Here is a 17,826-nt window from a genome sequence, read left to right on the forward strand (position 1 = left end):
TAACGAGGCTTTTTCGTTTGTATAACCTGATTCAGAACAGGAAAATCAACCAGGCATGGGACAAAACAACCACCGTTGTTAAAGCCATCCGCAAGGTGATATAGCTGACAATCGCTGATTTATCTAATGCGAGTACTTGCTTGTCATAAAATAATACTGCCAGATAAGCCACCGACAGCACACCCAGCGTAGACAGGTTGCCTGCAAATACAAGACATAACCAGCCAGTAATCGTCGGCAGCATGGCAATCACCAGTTGCGGACCATACGCTTTTTTATTCAGGGCATCCCACCAGTAAATACCACCAAAAAATGAAAGCAGGACGGCAGAATACTGGGTGAAATAACGGGCACTTTCATGCAACGGCAACAGGTTAAGGACTGCTGCAAGAGGCAAAAATAAAAAAGGGATCAGTCCGGCAACCCCTAATAGCACAGCCTGATAGGGCATATTCACTCCTTAAAACAAAAATAGCGCCATAAGGCGCTATTTTAACTCATCGGGAAAAAATTACTTTTCCAGCGGTGAGAATTTACGTTGGTTGTAACCTGTATACATCTGACGTGGACGACCGATTTTTTGCTTCGGATCGCTCATCATTTCATGCCAGTGTGAAATCCAGCCAACTGTCCGGGACAGAGCAAAGATACACGTGAACATGTTGGTAGGAATTCCAATCGCTTTTAAGATAATGCCTGAGTAGAAATCAACGTTCGGGAACAGTTTCTTCTCAGCGAAGTACGGGTCGTTAAGGGCGATTTTTTCCAGTTCCATTGCTACATCGAGTAATGGATCCTGTACGTTCAGCTCTTTCAGTACTTCGTGACAGCTTTCACGCATTACTGTGGCGCGCGGGTCATGGTTTTTGTAAACACGGTGACCGAAGCCCATCAGACGGAAAGGATCGCTCTTATCTTTCGCACGTGCAATAAACTCAGGAATACGGTCCACACTGCCGATTTCTTCCAGCATTGTCAGACATGCTTCGTTCGCACCACCGTGCGCAGGGCCCCACAGAGATGCAACACCGGCAGCGATACACGCATAAGGGTTAGCACCTGAAGAACCTGCAAGACGTACAGTAGATGTAGAAGCGTTTTGTTCGTGGTCAGCGTGAAGCGTGAAGATACGGTCCATAGCCAGTTCAACGGCAGAACTGATTTTGTATTCTTCAGCAGGTACTGAGAACATCATATTCAGGAAGTTTGCAGCGTAGCTTAAGTCGTTACGTGGATAAACAAACGGCTGACCGATGTTGTACTTGTAACACATAGCTACCAGCGTAGGCATTTTCGCGATTAAGCGGTGTGCACTGCGCATACGCTCTTCAGGGTTAGAAACGTCCAGGTCACTGTGGTAGAAAGAAGACATCGCACCTACAGTGCCGCAAAGCATGGCCATCGGGTGGGCATCATTGCGGAAACCGTGGAAGAACATGTTGATTTGTTCATGAACCATTGTGTGACGGGTAATTGTCGCACGGAAATCTTCATATTCTTCTTTAGTTGGTGCTTCGCCGTTTAACAGCATGTAGCACACTTCGAGGTAGGACGCATCACGTGCCAGCTCTTCGATAGGGTAACCACGGTGCAGTAATACACCAGCCGCGCCATCGATATACGTAATTGCAGACTCGCAAGAGCCTGTCGCCATGAAACCGGGGTCGAACGTGAAATATCCGTGTGCACCCAGTGAACGTACATCAATTACATCTTGACCCTCGGTGCCGGACAAAATCGGTAGTTCGATCTCTTTATCACCGGCTTTCAGAATGGCCTTCTGATCTGCCATAAATGCTCTCCTCAGAATGGTTCTTTGGCAACGTTCTCGCTTAAAAACTAAACGAGTTAGTTGGAAAAAGTGGCGTAGTTTTACTTTATTATGCAGCTAAAAGTCAATTTAATTGCAAAATTGTATAATAAATATTCCAAGTTATTAAAAGTTATATCGAAACTGTATTACAACTTATTTTTATTTTATTTACGCACTAAAAAATAAGTTGTATTTGAAGTGAAAAGAAATGGTTTCTTCATGACAGATTAACAATCATGTGAAATGTCCATGGATTACATCTGTTTCATCTAAATGCATAGATTTTCAGGTGTGTTATATTAATACGCGACGCCATAGGTGTTGAGTGTAGATTGCCTGCTGCACTTGCGCTTGCTTCGATAAGCAAAAGTAACGCTCTCATCATACACCCCGCCATCCGGTGTTCAGAAGTTATACGACTAAAGTCCTAATAGGGTACAAAAAATTGTAATTGTACAATGCGCTGGATATACTCAGGCGTGCTTGAAACGAGGCACCATTGCCTTGTTAATAAAGCAATAAATACTTCACAAATTGTTAACAACTCATTGGACGAGACTATTAACAGGTAAACAACCGAATTACTCTGTCAGGACATAAAAACAGCGGGTAATTCATATCCCTACGGATTAAACAGGCATAAATTGTGAAAAAGCAAAGACCAGTAAATTTAGACCTCAAGACAATTAAATTTCCTCCCTCTGCTGTTTCTTCAATTCTCCACCGCGTCACCGGCGTAGCCATGTTTTTCGCACTTTTATTTGTTATCTGGGCATGGGCAGTTTCTGTTTCATCACCAGACGGCTTTGCTAACGTGCAAACAATCATGGACGGAGTAATTGGAAAACTGATTGCTATCGGTACAGCTTCCGCACTTACGTATCACATTCTTGGCGGTATCCGTCACGTTATTATGGATATGGGTCACTGGGAAGAATTAGAGTCAGGTAATAACAGCGCCCGTGCAATCATCGCACTGTGGGTTGTTCTTACTGTCGTTTTGGGAGTCGCACTATGGTAACTAACCAGGCAAGCATTAAGCGCGACGGTGTACAAGATTACGTTACACTGCGCACAACCGCCGCAATCATCACCGCATTTTCATTTTTCATGGTGTGGTTCTTCATCACCACCGATGAACTCAGCTATGAAATCTGGCGTGGTCTGTTTACTGGCTTAGGCATGAAGGTCTTCACATTTGCAACGCTGGTTGCTGTTATGTTTCACGTTCGTGTTGGTCTGTGGCAAGTTCTTACCGATTACGTTAAAGCGCCCGGCCTGCGTGCTGTTATCCAGTTCGTATTGAACCTGATTGCGTTTGTATACGTTCTTGTTGGCCTGTTTGTTTTGTGGAGTATCTGATATGAATCTACCAGTACATGAATTTGACGCCGTTGTAATCGGCGCAGGCGGTGCGGGTATGCGTGCCGCATTGCAAATTTCTCAGTCAGGTAAATCCTGCGCCTTATTATCTAAGGTTTTTCCTACCCGTTCTCACACCGTATCTGCGCAGGGTGGTATCACCGTAGCGCTGGGTAACTCCCATGAAGATAACTGGGAATGGCACATGTACGATACCGTAAAAGGTTCTGACTACATCGGTGACCAGGACGCGATCGAATATATGTGTAAGACCGGCCCTGAAGCCATTATCGAAATGGAAAACATGGGTCTGCCATTCTCTCGCTTCGAGAACGGCAAAATCTACCAGCGTCCTTTCGGTGGTCAGTCAAGAAACTTCGGTGGCGAACAGGGCGCTCGTACCGCTGCTGCTGCTGACCGTACTGGTCACGCGCTGCTTCACCTTCTGTATCAACAGAACGTGAAAAACAAAACTAAAGTCTTTTCCGAGTGGTATGCACTGGATCTGGTTAAAAACCAGGACGGCGATGTAGTAGGCTGTACTGCTATCGACATCGAAACGGGTGAAGTGGTTTATTTCAAATCACGTGCCGTTGTACTGGCTACCGGTGGTGCAGGTCGTATTTATGCGTCTACTACTAATGCTCACATCAATACCGGTGACGGTGTTGGTATGGCACTGCGTGCCGGTGTTTCCGTACAGGATATGGAAATGTGGCAGTTCCACCCGACAGGTATTGCCGGTGCCGGTACGCTGGTAACCGAAGGTTGTCGTGGTGAAGGTGGTTACCTGCTTAATAAAGACGGCGAACGTTTCATGGAGCGTTATGCACCAAACGCGAAAGACCTTGCCGGTCGTGACGTTGTTGCCCGTTCAATGATGACGGAAATCCGCGAAGGTCGTGGTTGTGAAGGCCCCTGGGGTACTCACATTAAATTGAAGCTGGACCACCTGGGTAAAGACGTTCTTGAGTCACGTCTGCCTGGTATCCTTGAGCTGTCACGTACATTCGCTCACGTTGATCCGGTTAAAGAACCTATTCCGGTAATCCCGACTTGTCACTATATGATGGGTGGTATTCCAACCAACGTTCATGGCCAGTGTCTGACTGTTGATGAAAACGGTAACGACTCCGTAGTAAATGGTTTATTCGCCTGTGGTGAGATTGCTTGTGTATCTGTACACGGTGCAAACCGCCTGGGTGGTAACTCACTGCTTGACCTGGTGGTATTCGGTCGTGCGACCGGTCTGCACCTGGGTGAAAAACTGTCTGAAATCGCGCCAGCCCGTGATGCTTCTCAATCTGATCTTGATGCGGCTATGGCCCGCTTCAATCGATGGGAGTCTTCTGAAAAAGGTAAGGGTGAAGATCCGGTTCAAATTAAAAAGGACCTGCAGCAATGTATGCAACTTAACTTCTCGGTATTCCGTGAAGGTGATGCAATGGCTGAAGGTTTACAACAACTTAAAGAAATCAGAGAACGCCTGCAACACGCCCGTCTTGATGATAAGAGTTCTGACTTTAATACCCAGCGTATTGAGTGTCTTGAGCTTGATAACCTCATGGAGACAGCATACAGCACTGCAGTGGCTGCGAACTTCCGTACGGAAAGTCGTGGTGCACACAGCCGTTTCGACTTCCCGGACCGTGACGATGAGAACTGGTTATGCCACAGCATCTATCGCCCGCAAACCGAGTCTATGTTGAAACGTGACGTCAATATGGCGCCAAAGTTACGGGAAGCATTCCCGCCTAAAGTGCGTTCGTATTAAGAGAGGCAAGTATCATGCAATTACATTTTTCAGTTTATCGCTACAACCCTGACGTAGACGACGCACCTAAGATGCAAGACTACAAAATGGAAGTGGAAGAAGGCCAGGATATGATGGTGCTGGATGCACTGCTGCTTCTTAAAGAACAGGATCCTACGCTGTCTTTCCGCCGCTCATGCCGTGAAGGTGTATGTGGTTCAGATGGTATGAACATGAATGGCAAGAATGGCCTGGCATGTATCACACCATTATCTGCTCTGGGTAAAGGTAAAATCGTGGTTCGCCCGCTGCCTGGTCTGCCGGTAGTGCGTGACCTGGTTGTTGACATGACGCAGTTCTACAACCAGTACGAGAAAATTAAACCGTTCCTGATTAACGACAGTAAGCAGCCGCCTGCACGTGAACATCTGCAGTCGCCTGAAGACCGCGCAAAACTGGATGGCCTGTACGAGTGTATTCTATGTGCTTGTTGTTCAACGTCTTGTCCGTCGTTCTGGTGGAACCCTGACAAGTTCATCGGCCCTGCTGGTCTGCTTCATGCTTATCGTTTCTTAATCGATAGCCGTGACACCGCTACCGAAGAGCGACTCAACGACCTGGATGATGCATTCAGCGTCTTCCGCTGCCACGGTATCATGAACTGTGTCAGTGTATGTCCGAAAGGATTGAACCCGACAAAAGCTATCGGCCAGATTAAGTCGATGCTTTTACAACGGGCTGTTTAGTACAAATTTCTGTCACTTTTTTAGTTTCAGATTGTAATTAGCTAAATGGCCATCCATCGAGGATGGCTATTTTTTTATATATACGGCATAAACGGTTGGTTTTTATTCACAATATGATCATAACTATTGGTTCTTATGAAAATAACCGTCATAATATAACACCGTGTTAAAGAATATTTCCTAAACGTAGCAAGGCACAATAATGCAAGAAAGCGTGATGAAAGCGTGGTGGGATTCCTCGCATATGGCGGGCGCCAATGCTGCCTATGTGGAAGAGCTGTACGAAATGTACATCGACAATCCACAAAGCGTTTCAGATACATGGCGTCAAGTATTCGATACCCTACCGAAAGTTGACGGCGTAGAACTGGAAAGCAACCATACGTCAATTCGTAATCAATTCAGGCAGCTCGCTGCCCTTGGACCAACAGCCAGGATGTCTTCATCTGCCAGTCAGGAAGGCTCCGCTCCTTCAGATGACCGTCAGGTTAAAGTTCTTCAGCTGATTAACGCGTATCGTTTTCGTGGTCACCAGAATGCAAATCTCGACCCGCTTGGACTTTGGAAACAAACTAAAGCCCGCGATTTGGACCTCTCTCATCACTCTCTGACAGATGCAGACCTCGACGTTAACTTTAATGTCGGTTCGTATGCTATCGGTCAGGACAGCATGTCGCTACGTGACCTGTTCAAATCTCTTAACCGCACTTACTGCGAATCTATCGGTGCAGAATACATGCACATTACCGATACTGAGCAAAAGCGCTGGTTACAACAACGCATCGAATCTGTAGAAGCCAGCCCGCAAATCTCTAAAGAAGAGAAGCTTGCTATCCTTAAAGGGCTGACAGCTGCTGATGGTATGGAAAAATACCTGGGTGCAAAATTCCCGGGTGCCAAGCGCTTCTCACTGGAAGGTGGTGATGCACTGGTTCCTATGCTTAAAGGCCTTATTACTGAAGCCGGAACCGTTGGCACTAAAGAAGTGGTAATCGGTATGGCTCACCGTGGCCGTCTGAACGTACTTATTAACGTGCTGGGTAAAAACCCCTCTGTGTTGTTCGACGAGTTCTCCGGAAAACATGACAACACGTTAGGTTCCGGGGACGTTAAGTATCACGCAGGTTTCTCATCAGACTTCGCAACGCCCGGCGGTAATGTTCACCTGGCGCTGGCGTTTAACCCGTCTCACCTTGAAATTGTTAACCCGGTAGTTATGGGCTCTGTACGTGCACGTATTGACCGCCGCAATGACGATTTCAATAAAGTGCTGCCAATTACCATTCACGGTGACTCTGCGATTGCCGGTCAGGGTGTTGTGCAGGAAACCTTTAACATGTCTCAGACACGTGGTTTCGCTGTCGGCGGTACTGTGCGTATCGTCATCAACAACCAGGTTGGTTTCACAACGTCCAAGACTGAAGATACCCGTTCGACTCAGTATTGTACTGACATTGCGAAGATGGTTCAGGCGCCTATTTTCCACGTGAATTCTGACGATCCTGAAGCGGTGATGTTTGTGACTAAACTGGCCCTTGAGTATCGTAATAAATTCAAAAAAGACGTGGTTATCGATCTGGTTTGTTACCGTCGTCATGGTCACAATGAGTCTGATGAGCCGAATGCGACTCAGCCGTTGATGTATCAAAAAATTAAAAAGCATCCTGTTCCCCGTCAGATCTATGCTGACCAATTAATTGCTGAGGGTACAATTGAAAGTCGTGATGCTGAACGTTTCATTGAAGAATACCGTGCAGCATTAGATCATGGTGCCTGTGTGGTAGAAGAATGGCGTCCGATGACAGAGCATTCTGTAGACTGGACTCCGTATATTGGTCACGATTGGGATGCACCTTACGATGGCAGTTTGTCTATCGAAAAACTGAAGTCTCTTGCTGAAAGCATCAGTAGTTATCCGGAAGACTTCAAACTGCATTCACGTGTAAATAAGGTCTATCAGGACCGTAAGGCCATGGCATCCGGTGAGAAACCTCTTGACTGGGGTATGGCTGAAAACCTGGCGTACGCATCGATTGTTAACGATGGAAGCAGCATCCGTATGACCGGTCAGGACTCAGGCCGTGGTACCTTCTTCCACCGTCATGCCGTTCTGCACAACCAAACTGACGCTTCAACTTATATGCCTTTACAGAATATCCGTGAAGGTCAGGGTGAAATCGAGATCTTCGATTCTGTATTATCAGAAGAAGCGGTTATGGCGTTCGAATACGGCTTTGCTACCGCGGAACCCGGTACGCTGACTATCTGGGAAGCGCAATTCGGTGACTTTGCTAACGGCGCTCAGGTTGTCTTTGACCAGTTCTTAAGCTCAGGTGAAGCGAAGTGGGGCCGTCTGTGTGGTCTGACTGTGTTACTTCCACACGGTTACGAAGGGCAGGGACCAGAACACAGTTCTGCACGTCTCGAACGTTTCCTGCAATTATGTGCTGACCACAACTGGCAGGTATGTATCCCGTCTACGCCGGCTCAGGTGTTCAATATGATTCGTCGTCAGGTTGTACGTCCAATGCGTAAGCCTCTGATTGTCATGTCACCTAAGTCATTGCTGCGTCACCCGCTGGCTATTTCTTCTTTAGAGGAACTGTCTGAAGGCGTGTTTAAGAACGTTATCGGTGAGATTGATGATATCGATCCGGCTGGCGTGAAACGCGTGGTGATGTGTTCAGGTAAAGTGTATTACGATCTGCTTGACCAGCGTCGTAAGAATGAACAGACCGATGTGGCTATCATCCGTCTTGAACAGTTGTATCCGTTCCCTCAGGAAGAAGCAGCAAAAATCGTTGCCGAATACAGCCATGTTAAAGATTGGGTATGGTGTCAGGAAGAGCCTCAAAATCAGGGCGCCTGGTACAGCAGCCAGCATCACTTCTGGCAAGCCATCCCTGATGGTGCAAAATTATCATATGCGGGACGTGAAGCATCGGCTTCTCCTGCCGTAGGCTATCTATCCGTTCACAACCAGCAACAGAAAGCCCTGGTTGAAGACGCACTCACGATTAAATAAAGGAACAGTGATGACAATTGAGATAAAAGTTCCGGTTCTGCCTGAATCAGTTGCCGATGCGACCATTGCAACTTGGCATGTTAAAGCCGGTGATGCAGTTAAGCGCGATCAAAACCTGGTTGATATTGAGACCGATAAAGTGGTTCTGGAAGTGGTAGCACCCGCAGACGGTGTTATCGGAGAAATCCTGAACGAAGAAGGCGCGACTGTATTAGGTGAGCAAGTGATTGCGAAGCTGAGCGAGGGCGGTGAAGCACCGGCTAAATCAGAAAGCAAATCTTCTGAAGCTAAAGCTGAATCTAAAGAAGCCGCACCAGCAGCTTCCGGCAAAACCAGCGATGTAAAAGTACCGGTACTGCCTGAGTCAGTTGCTGATGCAACCATTGCTACATGGCATGTTGCTGTGGGTGAAGCAGTAAGTCGCGACCAGAACCTGGTTGACATCGAAACCGATAAAGTGGTTCTTGAAGTTGTTGCACCTGCAGATGGTTCTCTGGCAGAAATTCTGGCAGAAGAAGGTGCTACAGTAACGGCTGAAGAAGTGATTGCTAAGTTTGTTGAAGGTGCGGCTTCCGGTAAAGCGGCTCCTGCAGCGGCTGAAGAAGCTGACGACAGCGATGATGGCGATGCGTTAAGCCCGTCTGTACGTCGTTTACTTGCTGAAAAAGGCGTTGATGCGTCTAAAGTAAAAGGTACCGGCAAAAACGGTCGTATCACCAAAGAAGACGTAGAACAGTATCTGAAAGGCGGTAGTGCAGCACCTAAAGCAGCTGCAGCTGCTGAACCGGCAGCTAACCTGCCTGTTGGTGACCGTAGCGAAAAACGTGTACCTATGACACGTCTTCGTAAAACAATCGCTACCCGTCTGCTGGAAGCGAAAAACTCGACTGCGATGCTGACAACCTTCAACGAAGTGAACATGAAGCCAATCATGGATCTGCGTAAGCAGTATCAGGACAGCTTCGAGAAGCGTCACGGCATTCGTCTTGGTTTCATGTCTTTCTACGTGAAAGCAGTCACTGAAGCGTTGAAACGTTTCCCTGAAGTAAATGCATCTCTTGACGGTGATGACATTTGCTACCACAACTATTTTGATATCTCTATCGCGGTTTCTACCCCGCGTGGTCTGGTAACGCCAGTGCTGAAAGACACTGACAATCTGGGCATGGCAGGTATTGAAAAAGGCATCAAAGATCTGGCTCTGAAAGGTCGTGACGGTAAACTGTCAATGGCTGATCTGCAGGGCGGTAACTTCACCATTACTAACGGTGGTGTGTTCGGTTCTCTGTTGTCTACGCCAATCATTAACCCGCCACAAAGCGCGATTCTGGGTATGCACAAGATCCAGGAACGTCCAATGGCAGTGAATGGCAAAGTAGAAATTCTTCCTATGATGTACCTGGCCCTGTCTTATGACCACCGTATTATCGATGGTAAAGAGTCAGTTGGCTTCCTGGTTACTGTGAAGGAAATGCTTGAAGATCCAACACGTCTGTTACTGGACGTATAAGTTTTCAGGTAGTCATTGTGTGCAGGCAGCAACCCATTGCTGCCTGTCACAGCGCTGGTTTCGAAGAATGAGGCCGGTCATACTAATCAAGTCGCATAAGCGACTTTTGTCTTACTAAAAATCGGATAGAAACACCATGAATTTGCATGAATACCAAGGTAAGCAGCTATTCAAAGAATACGGTTTACCTGTTTCTGAAGGATACGCATCAGACACACCAGAAGGTGCTGTAGAAGCGGCCGACCGCATCGGCGGTGACGAGTGGGTTGTGAAATGTCAGGTACATGCCGGTGGTCGCGGTAAAGCGGGCGGCGTTAAACTTGTAAAAGATAAAGAAGACATTCGCGCATTTGCAGAGAAGTGGCTTGGCAAGAACCTGGTAACTTTCCAAACTGATGAGAAAGGTCAGCCAGTAAGCAAAATCTTAGTTGAATCTTGCACTGATATCGCAAACGAATTGTACTTAGGTGCGGTTGTTGACCGTGGTACACGTCGCGTTGTTTTCATGGCATCTACTGAAGGCGGTGTTGAAATTGAGACCGTTGCAGAAGAAACGCCTGAAAAAATCCTGAAAGCTGAAATCGACCCAATCGTTGGTCCTCAACCTTATCAGGCACGTGAAATGGCATTCAAACTGGGTCTGGAAGGCGTACAAGTAAAACAATTTACGCAAATCTTCCTGGGTCTGGCGAAAATGTTCGAAGACCTTGACCTGGCGCTGATCGAAATCAACCCGCTGGTAATCAAGACCGACGGTAACCTGCACTGCCTTGACGCCAAACTGGGCGTAGACGGTAACGCACTGTATCGTCAGAAGAAAGTGAAAGAAATGCACGATCCTTCACAGGAAGATGCCCGTGAAGCACATGCTGCCTCTTTCGAGCTGAACTACGTTGCACTTGACGGTAACGTTGGCTGTATGGTTAACGGTGCAGGTCTGGCCATGGGTACCATGGACATCGTAAACCTGCATGGCGGTAAGCCTGCAAACTTCCTGGATGTTGGTGGCGGCGCGACTAAAGAGCGTGTAGCTGAAGCATTCAAAATCATTCTGTCTGACAGCAATGTTAAAGCAGTACTGGTAAACATCTTCGGTGGTATCGTGCGTTGTGACATGATCGCTGAAGGTATCATCGGCGCAGTAAAAGAAGTAGGCGTTGAAGTACCGGTTGTTGTACGTCTTGAAGGTACAAATGCTGATCTTGGCCGTGAAGTTCTTGCTAACTCAGGTCTGGATATCATCGCTGCTGAATCGCTGACTGATGCAGCAGAAAAAGTTGTTGCTGCAGCGGAGGGCAAATAATGTCAGTTTTAATTAATAAAGACACCAAAGTAATCTGTCAGGGTTTCACTGGTGGTCAGGGTACTTTCCACTCTGAACAGGCTATTGCTTACGGTACGCAAATGGTTGGCGGTGTAACGCCGGGCAAAGGCGGTACTGAGCACTTAGGTCTGCCAGTATTCAACACTGTACGTGACGCAGTAGAAGCGACGGGTGCGACTGCATCTGTTATCTACGTACCGGCACCTTTCTGTAAAGATTCAATCGTTGAAGCGGCTGATGCTGGCATCGAGCTGATCGTTTGTATCACTGAAGGTATTCCTACGCTGGACATGCTTTACGTTAAAGAATACGTAAATGCGAAAGGCGTTCGCATGATCGGTCCTAACTGTCCGGGTGTTATCACTCCGGGTGAGTGTAAGATTGGTATCATGCCTGGTCACATCCACAAGCCTGGTAAAGTAGGTATTGTTTCCCGCTCTGGTACGCTGACGTACGAAGCGGTTAAACAAACTACTGACGAAGGTTTCGGCCAGTCTACCTGTGTTGGAATCGGTGGTGACCCAATCCCTGGTTCTAACTTCATCGACATCCTGAAAATGTTCCAGGACGATCCACAGACTGAAGCGATTGTTATGATCGGTGAAATCGGTGGTACTGCTGAAGAAGAAGCGGCTGCGTTTATTAAAGAAAACGTAACTAAGCCGGTTGTTTCTTACATCGCGGGTGTTACTGCTCCTCCGGGTAAGCGCATGGGCCACGCCGGTGCAATTATCGCAGGTGGTAAAGGTACTGCTGACGATAAATTCGCAGCCCTTGAAGCAGCAGGCGTTAAGACTGTTCGCTCTCTGGCTGACATCGGTAAAGCACTGCGCGAGCAGACGGGCTGGTAAGCCTGGCTTTTTGACGATTATAAAGCCCGCTGATAGCGGGCTTTTTTAATATAAATCAATGGTTACTCTTTCTGATCCTGTATCGTGAACTATAGTTATTGCTATATCCAGCCTGTTCATGATGAATTAAAGGATGCCTATGTTTTTTGGAAAGAAGAAAACCACCACCACTCAGGTCACATCGTCAGTACTGACCCGTTCAAAAAGTCTGCAAAGCAATCGAATTTCTGAATCATTTCTCAGAGATCTGGCATTCGATGAAGGCACGGCGTTTATCATTGCTTTTGTCTCTCCTCACCTTGATTTTGCATCCGTAAGCAGACAGATAACCCAATCCGCCAGCTTCTGTAAACATGTCATCACAATCATGACTTCAGGTGAGTTAGGTGGGGGAATGACTCTTTACCATCCTGCTCCTGAACGGTGGGACAACATTGTTATCCATAGTTTTTCTTCTGCACTGATTAGTCAAATCAGTACTCACAGCGTGCCTTTATACAGTGATGATATTAAGAAGGGGAAGCCGGAAATGCCACCTGCTGAGCGGGTAAAACGTATCGCTTCAGAGTTAGCCAAAGTAAATGTACCTTTTGATATAGGTAGCAGGGACACCTTTGCCTTGACCTATTTTGACGGCATAACAGCCAGTGAGGATTTTTTCACTCAGGCTTTGTACAAAGTGAAACGGTTCCCCTGTTTCTTCATAGGTGGCAGTGCAGGGGGAAAGCTGGATTTTAAACAGGCTGACATTGCCCTTAACGGAGAAATAAAATCAAATCAGGTTTTACTCGCATTCTGTAAGTTATCCCGAAACTACCGTTACGGGATCATGAAAAGCCATAACTTTGTGACCACGGGTACGGGTTTTACCGTGGCCAAATTCGACCCGCTTACCCGAACCCTGCATTCAGTACTTGATAAAGATATGTCGCTGCGCACACCAGTTGATGCATTAGCGCGGCATTTTAAATGTTCTGCCGCAGAACTGGACAGCAAACTGACCAGTCACTCATTCGGTATTGATATCGACAAGAGTATTTATATCCGCTCTGTAGCTTCAATCAATGATGATGGCAGCATCCGTTTCTTCAGCGATATGGGGTTTGGCGAATACTTACAACTGGTTAAGGCCACAGATTTTAAGCAATCTTTGCAGCGGGACTTTGATAATTTTCTGAGAGGGAAAAACGGAAAACCTGTGGCGCTGATTGCCAATGACTGTATTTTAAGGCGATTAAACAATCCGGATAATTTAAGCGGGATTGGTACATTTGAACAGGTGGTTGTGTCAGGTTTTTCCACATTTGGTGAATATCTGGGCTTACACCAGAACCAGACGGTAACGGCCATCGGTTTCTTCAAACATGATGAGCAACAGTCATATTTTGATGAATATGTTACGAATTTCCCGTTTCACCTGGCTGCATTTTCAAATTATCACATGCAGGCAAAACTTATCAGTATGAGCAATATCAATATGTTGCAGAGCAAGTTAATTGAGCAGACTGAGAAATTCCATCCCTTACTCAAAGAATCAACCGGACAGTTAAAGTTTGTTGCATCTCAGGCCAGTGATTCTGCAAACCGTCAGTTAGAGCTTAGAAAGCAATTTGATTTCTTCATGCAACAAATTGCCCGTCAGGAGCATGAACGTGCTGAATTATCTGGCGGTATGGACAGGCTCCGTGAAAGTGCAGAGAAGATTGTAAACATTATTCAGTCTATCAGCGGTATTGCTGAACAAACTAACTTACTGGCGTTAAATGCAGCAATTGAGGCTGCACGTGCAGGTGAAGCCGGGCGTGGTTTTGCTGTTGTGGCTGACGAAGTCAGAGCGCTCAGTCAGCGTACCCAGTCAAGTCTTAAAGAAACCGGCGATACGATCAATGAAGTCTCTGCGTCTATAGACGGGATATCCTCTGCTATCGACAGTATTAACGGATTGCTACAGGAAATTGAGTCTGGATCGGTAAGTTTAAGCAGCGAATTAGCGGCCTTATCGGAGTCTTCTTCCGGTGCAAGTCAACGTGCTGAAGAAGGTATTAAGCGGGCAGATGCGGCATACAGTCAGATGCAGGAAATTGAAGCCGAAACCCAATTGATAGATAAACTGAATCAGCTTGCTAAATCTCAATAGAATAAATGGCCGGTAAATCGATTTTGCCGGCTGTTCCTCTTACAGGCATACCTTTTTACATCTGTGAAAACAAGTCCTCTCAGAAATCATATTTGCGCCAATAAACTTAATCGATACAGTCCGCGCTTTTAAAGGTTTCGTGAGACAACTGGTCATCCGGTTGCCTCTCCGACGGCATTACTACAATGTTAAGTTATTGTTTTAATTGTTTTATGAATACGTATGCAGATGATTGAGCAATTTTTATCTTCCCGATAGGATGCACGCGACACAGAGAATTGTCATTTAACGGTAATAAAAATAACTAATGGCGTTCTCAGGAACTGTTTCGCGGCGGGCCCCAATCAGCGTACCGGCAGCCCATTCTGGAGGTATGTTACCGCCGCGATAACAGATTGCCCGCATAACCTTAGGGAAAGATTGATGACACAATTTAAACCAAATTTAATTCAAATGGCGATGATCGCCACCGGATTATCCCTTACCTCTGTACCCGTATTCGCACAATCTGATGACACTCAGGCGGAAGATAATGTAGAAGTTATTCAGGTTTCAGGGATCCGCGGAAGCCTTCAGCGTGCTCAGGCTATCAAGATGGACAGCACCTCTATTGTTGAAGCGTTGTCAGCAGAAGATATCGGTAAACTGCCTGACACCAGTATTGCAGAATCATTGTCCCGTTTGCCCGGTCTTGCGGGTGAACGTCGTAACGGACGTACCAGCGGTATTTCAGTCCGCGGTTTTAACGAGAACTATGTAGGTACATCTCTTAACGGTCGTGAACTGTTAGGTATGGGTGACAACCGTGGTGTTGAATTCGACCTTTATCCTACCGAAATCATTTCTAACATTCTGGTGTATAAAACACCTGAAGCCGGCATGACTACGCAAAACATTGGCGGTTCTATTGATTTGCAAACCGTTAAGCCGTTATCTGCAGAAAGTACTGTTACCCTCAACGGTACATTAGAAAAGAACAAAGAAGATGCTGCGAACCCTGATTTTGATAATCAGGGACACCGTTTGTCCTTTAACTTCGTTGATCAATTTCTTGATAATACGTTAGGTGTGGCGCTTACGGTTGCGACCATGGAGTCACCACGTCAGGAACAACAGTTCCGTGGCTGGGGTTATGCTGATGCGAATCCGGATAAAGCGGCCAGCGGTGTTGATGTGCCGGAAGGAACACTGGTTCTGGGCGGTCATGACTCCTTTGCCCGATCTGCCATGATGAACCGTGATTCTGTCGCTGCAGTAATCCAATGGGCCCCGCAGGATCAATTAAATATTCAGTTCGACGCCCTGTATATCGACTTCCTCGAAGATGATGCCCGTCGCGGTGTTGAAGAAGGTGGTGCAGAGTGGGGAACCGGTGACTACACGATTACCGGCGTTGAAGATGGCCTGGTCTCTTCGGGCTATTACGATGGCTTCTACAGTGTGGTACGCAATGATGTACGCCGGCAGGAAGCTGAGCTGAAAACCTTTGGTTTGAATGTTGAGTACATGCTCAATAATGACTGGAGTATCACAGCAGATATTTCAACCGGCAGTGTCGATAAAACCATTACTGACGTAGAAAGTTACTCCGGTGTGGGCCGTACCGGTACTGACGGACGCCCCATGACAGCACGTTCGTGGGAAATGACATCCACCGGCGTGATGTATTCAGATCACCCTGAAATTGCGCCGGTTGATTTAACCGACGCCAGCTTGATCACACTGGCAGGACCGCAAACATGGGGTGCTCCCATTGTTGGTGGTGACGCCCAGGATGGCTTTGTTAACCAGCCTGTATTTGAAGAGAGCCTGGATTCCTTCCGTCTTTCTACGGAAGGTTTTGTGGAATGGGGAATTTTCTCCGGTCTGGAAGTCGGCATGGTGTATTCTGACCGTGAAAAATCCAAGGTAAATAACGGCGCTTATCTGACAGCTCCTTCTTATCCTGATGACGCTGCTATTCCTGAAGTACTCGGTGTTGTTTCCCTCGGTTTTATAGGCATCAATGGTGTGCTGGCGTACGATTCTATTGGCTTGTATGACAGCGGATATTACATTGCCACGGACGCAAAACTGGTTGATGCCGGTCGTTTGGGTGATACATACACGGTGAATGAAAAACTCACCACATTGTACGGCAAACTGGATATTGATACCTCTGTAGACGATATCTACATCCGCGGTAATGTGGGTGTTCAGGTTGTGCGTGCCGATCAAAGTTCTCAGGGCTTCAGTACTTCTGTTAATCAGGATGGCCTGGTGGAAGCTGTGCCTGTTACGGGCGGAACCGATTACACCGATGTATTGCCGACTCTGAACCTCAGCGCAGAATTTGCCGAAGGCCAATTTCTGAGAATGGGATTAAGTAAAGTACTGACCCGTCCGCGTATGGATGATATGCGTCCGAATACTCAGGTGACTTTCTCTTACAACAACACCAATATTCTTTCCAATAATGTTGAGAACGGTCCATGGGGTGGCAGCTCCGGAAACCCTGAGTTGCGTCCTTACGAAGCAAATCAGTTCGACTTGTCTTACGAGAATTATTTTGCTGATACTGGTTACGTAGCCTTGTCTTATTTCTTTAAAGACATTAAGAACTGGCATCGCGAGAACGGATTATTGTCTGACTTTACTCAGGACTATATTCCGGAAATTCACCATACCCAGGATGAAGCCGCATTAGCTCCGGTCTTGTTCGAAGGTTATAAAACCAAACCTCAGGACGGCTTTGAAGGTCTGGTCCGCGGTTATGAGATCCAGATGAGTCTGCCGGGCGATCTTATTGCTGATGCACTGTCCGGATTTGGTGTGTTTGCCAGTGCCACATTCATGGACGGTCATGCTGACGCCGCCGGTGAGGGTGGTGAAACACGGATCCCGGGATTATCCGATGAAAACTACAGCCTGACCGTTTTCTACGAAAACAGTGGTTTCGAAGTGCGGGTAGCCGGTACCAAACGTTCTGATTATCTTACAGAAGCCCGTGGTCTGAGTCTGGCCTTGTCTGATACTACCAACCAGGGTGGTACTTTCATCGACGCACAGATTGGCTATGACTTCAGTGAGTCAGGTATTGAATCACTGGAAGGCCTGCGTGTCACATTACAGGCTCAAAACCTGACCGACGAAGACGATATTCAGACATCGGGAACTGACAGCCGTCAGGTCCTGCTGTATCAGGCTTATGGTGCTAACTACCTGTTAGGTTTCAACTACACCTTCTGATCGCTTATTAGCTGACATCCTGTGATTAAACCGTCTGTACGTGAGTGCAGACGGTTTTTTTAATTACAGCCATCGAT

The 17,826-nt window shown here is 46.9% G+C and carries 12 protein-coding genes; 10 read left to right on the forward strand and 2 right to left on the reverse strand.

The genetic code is table 11. The features are described from left to right. Positions 1–31: 31 nt before the first annotated feature. Both J3369_RS09505 and J3369_RS09510 read right to left on the reverse strand, forming a co-directional pair. Entirely contained in the window at positions 32–451 is a 420-nt protein-coding gene (locus J3369_RS09505; RefSeq protein ID WP_349586047.1) for a DUF3429 domain-containing protein, read from the reverse strand. Positions 452–511: 60 nt separating this feature from the next. Next, positions 512–1,792, reverse strand: a complete 1,281-nt coding sequence (locus J3369_RS09510) for a citrate synthase (RefSeq protein WP_303574207.1) — start codon at positions 1,790–1,792, stop codon at positions 512–514. A 667-nt stretch (positions 1,793–2,459) separates the two neighbouring features. Between J3369_RS09510 and sdhC the strand changes: the two genes are divergently transcribed. The 10 genes from sdhC (at position 2,460) to J3369_RS09560 (ending at position 17,749) form a co-directional block, all read left to right on the forward strand. Then, complete coding sequence (sdhC, locus tag J3369_RS09515; RefSeq protein WP_119501253.1) at positions 2,460–2,834, forward strand: succinate dehydrogenase, cytochrome b556 subunit; 375 nt, start codon at positions 2,460–2,462, stop codon at positions 2,832–2,834. Then, positions 2,828–3,175: a succinate dehydrogenase, hydrophobic membrane anchor protein gene (sdhD, locus tag J3369_RS09520; RefSeq protein ID WP_119501254.1), complete on the forward strand. Its 348-nt coding sequence runs from the start codon at positions 2,828–2,830 to the stop codon at positions 3,173–3,175. Before sdhC ends, sdhD begins: the two co-directional genes overlap by 7 nt. A 1-nt stretch (position 3,176) precedes the next feature. Next, the gene (gene sdhA, locus J3369_RS09525; protein WP_349586050.1) at positions 3,177–4,949 is read left to right on the forward strand and encodes a succinate dehydrogenase flavoprotein subunit; all 1,773 of its coding nucleotides are present in this window, start codon (positions 3,177–3,179) and stop codon (positions 4,947–4,949) included. A 14-nt stretch (positions 4,950–4,963) separates the two neighbouring features. Then, a complete protein-coding gene (locus J3369_RS09530) occupies positions 4,964–5,674 on the forward strand; it encodes a succinate dehydrogenase iron-sulfur subunit (protein WP_349586052.1) in 711 nt (236 codons plus the stop codon). 202 nt (positions 5,675–5,876) lie between these two features. Continuing rightward, positions 5,877–8,699 (forward strand): 2-oxoglutarate dehydrogenase E1 component, encoded by a 2,823-nt coding sequence (locus J3369_RS09535; RefSeq protein ID WP_349586054.1) that lies wholly within the window; start codon positions 5,877–5,879, stop codon positions 8,697–8,699. A gap of 10 nt (positions 8,700–8,709) precedes the next feature. Beyond that, the gene (odhB, locus tag J3369_RS09540; RefSeq protein ID WP_303574203.1) at positions 8,710–10,209 is read left to right on the forward strand and encodes a 2-oxoglutarate dehydrogenase complex dihydrolipoyllysine-residue succinyltransferase; all 1,500 of its coding nucleotides are present in this window, start codon (positions 8,710–8,712) and stop codon (positions 10,207–10,209) included. A gap of 136 nt (positions 10,210–10,345) precedes the next feature. Beyond that, positions 10,346–11,512 carry an ADP-forming succinate--CoA ligase subunit beta gene (sucC, locus tag J3369_RS09545; RefSeq protein ID WP_119501259.1) on the forward strand — a complete coding sequence of 389 codons (1,167 nt, stop codon included), beginning with the start codon at positions 10,346–10,348 and terminating at the stop codon, positions 11,510–11,512. Continuing rightward, complete coding sequence (sucD, locus tag J3369_RS09550) at positions 11,512–12,384, forward strand: succinate--CoA ligase subunit alpha (protein WP_070124076.1); 873 nt, start codon at positions 11,512–11,514, stop codon at positions 12,382–12,384. Before sucC ends, sucD begins: the two co-directional genes overlap by 1 nt. A 139-nt stretch (positions 12,385–12,523) precedes the next feature. Further along, complete coding sequence (locus J3369_RS09555; RefSeq protein ID WP_502877425.1) at positions 12,524–14,521, forward strand: methyl-accepting chemotaxis protein; 1,998 nt, start codon at positions 12,524–12,526, stop codon at positions 14,519–14,521. A gap of 423 nt (positions 14,522–14,944) precedes the next feature. Then, positions 14,945–17,749, forward strand: coding sequence for a TonB-dependent receptor (locus J3369_RS09560; RefSeq protein ID WP_349586057.1), 2,805 nt, complete (start codon positions 14,945–14,947; stop codon positions 17,747–17,749). Positions 17,750–17,826: the final 77 nt, after the last annotated feature.

The sequence above is a fragment of the Alteromonas sp. NFXS44 genome, assembly GCF_040148705.1.
In the GTDB taxonomy this organism is placed as follows: Bacteria; Pseudomonadota; Gammaproteobacteria; order Enterobacterales; family Alteromonadaceae; genus Alteromonas.

Coding starts and splice junctions, on each gene's coding strand:
- J3369_RS09505 (WP_349586047.1), bottom strand. CDS start 451: ATGCCCTATCAGGCTGTGCTATTAGGGGTTGCCGGACTGATCCCTTTT.
- J3369_RS09510 (WP_303574207.1), bottom strand. CDS start 1,792: ATGGCAGATCAGAAGGCCATTCTGAAAGCCGGTGATAAAGAGATCGAA.
- sdhD (WP_119501254.1), top strand. CDS start 2,828: ATGGTAACTAACCAGGCAAGCATTAAGCGCGACGGTGTACAAGATTAC.
- sdhA (WP_349586050.1), top strand. CDS start 3,177: ATGAATCTACCAGTACATGAATTTGACGCCGTTGTAATCGGCGCAGGC.
- J3369_RS09530 (WP_349586052.1), top strand. CDS start 4,964: ATGCAATTACATTTTTCAGTTTATCGCTACAACCCTGACGTAGACGAC.
- J3369_RS09535 (WP_349586054.1), top strand. CDS start 5,877: ATGCAAGAAAGCGTGATGAAAGCGTGGTGGGATTCCTCGCATATGGCG.
- odhB (WP_303574203.1), top strand. CDS start 8,710: ATGACAATTGAGATAAAAGTTCCGGTTCTGCCTGAATCAGTTGCCGAT.
- sucC (WP_119501259.1), top strand. CDS start 10,346: ATGAATTTGCATGAATACCAAGGTAAGCAGCTATTCAAAGAATACGGT.
- sucD (WP_070124076.1), top strand. CDS start 11,512: ATGTCAGTTTTAATTAATAAAGACACCAAAGTAATCTGTCAGGGTTTC.
- J3369_RS09555 (WP_502877425.1), top strand. CDS start 12,524: ATGTTTTTTGGAAAGAAGAAAACCACCACCACTCAGGTCACATCGTCA.
- J3369_RS09560 (WP_349586057.1), top strand. CDS start 14,945: ATGACACAATTTAAACCAAATTTAATTCAAATGGCGATGATCGCCACC.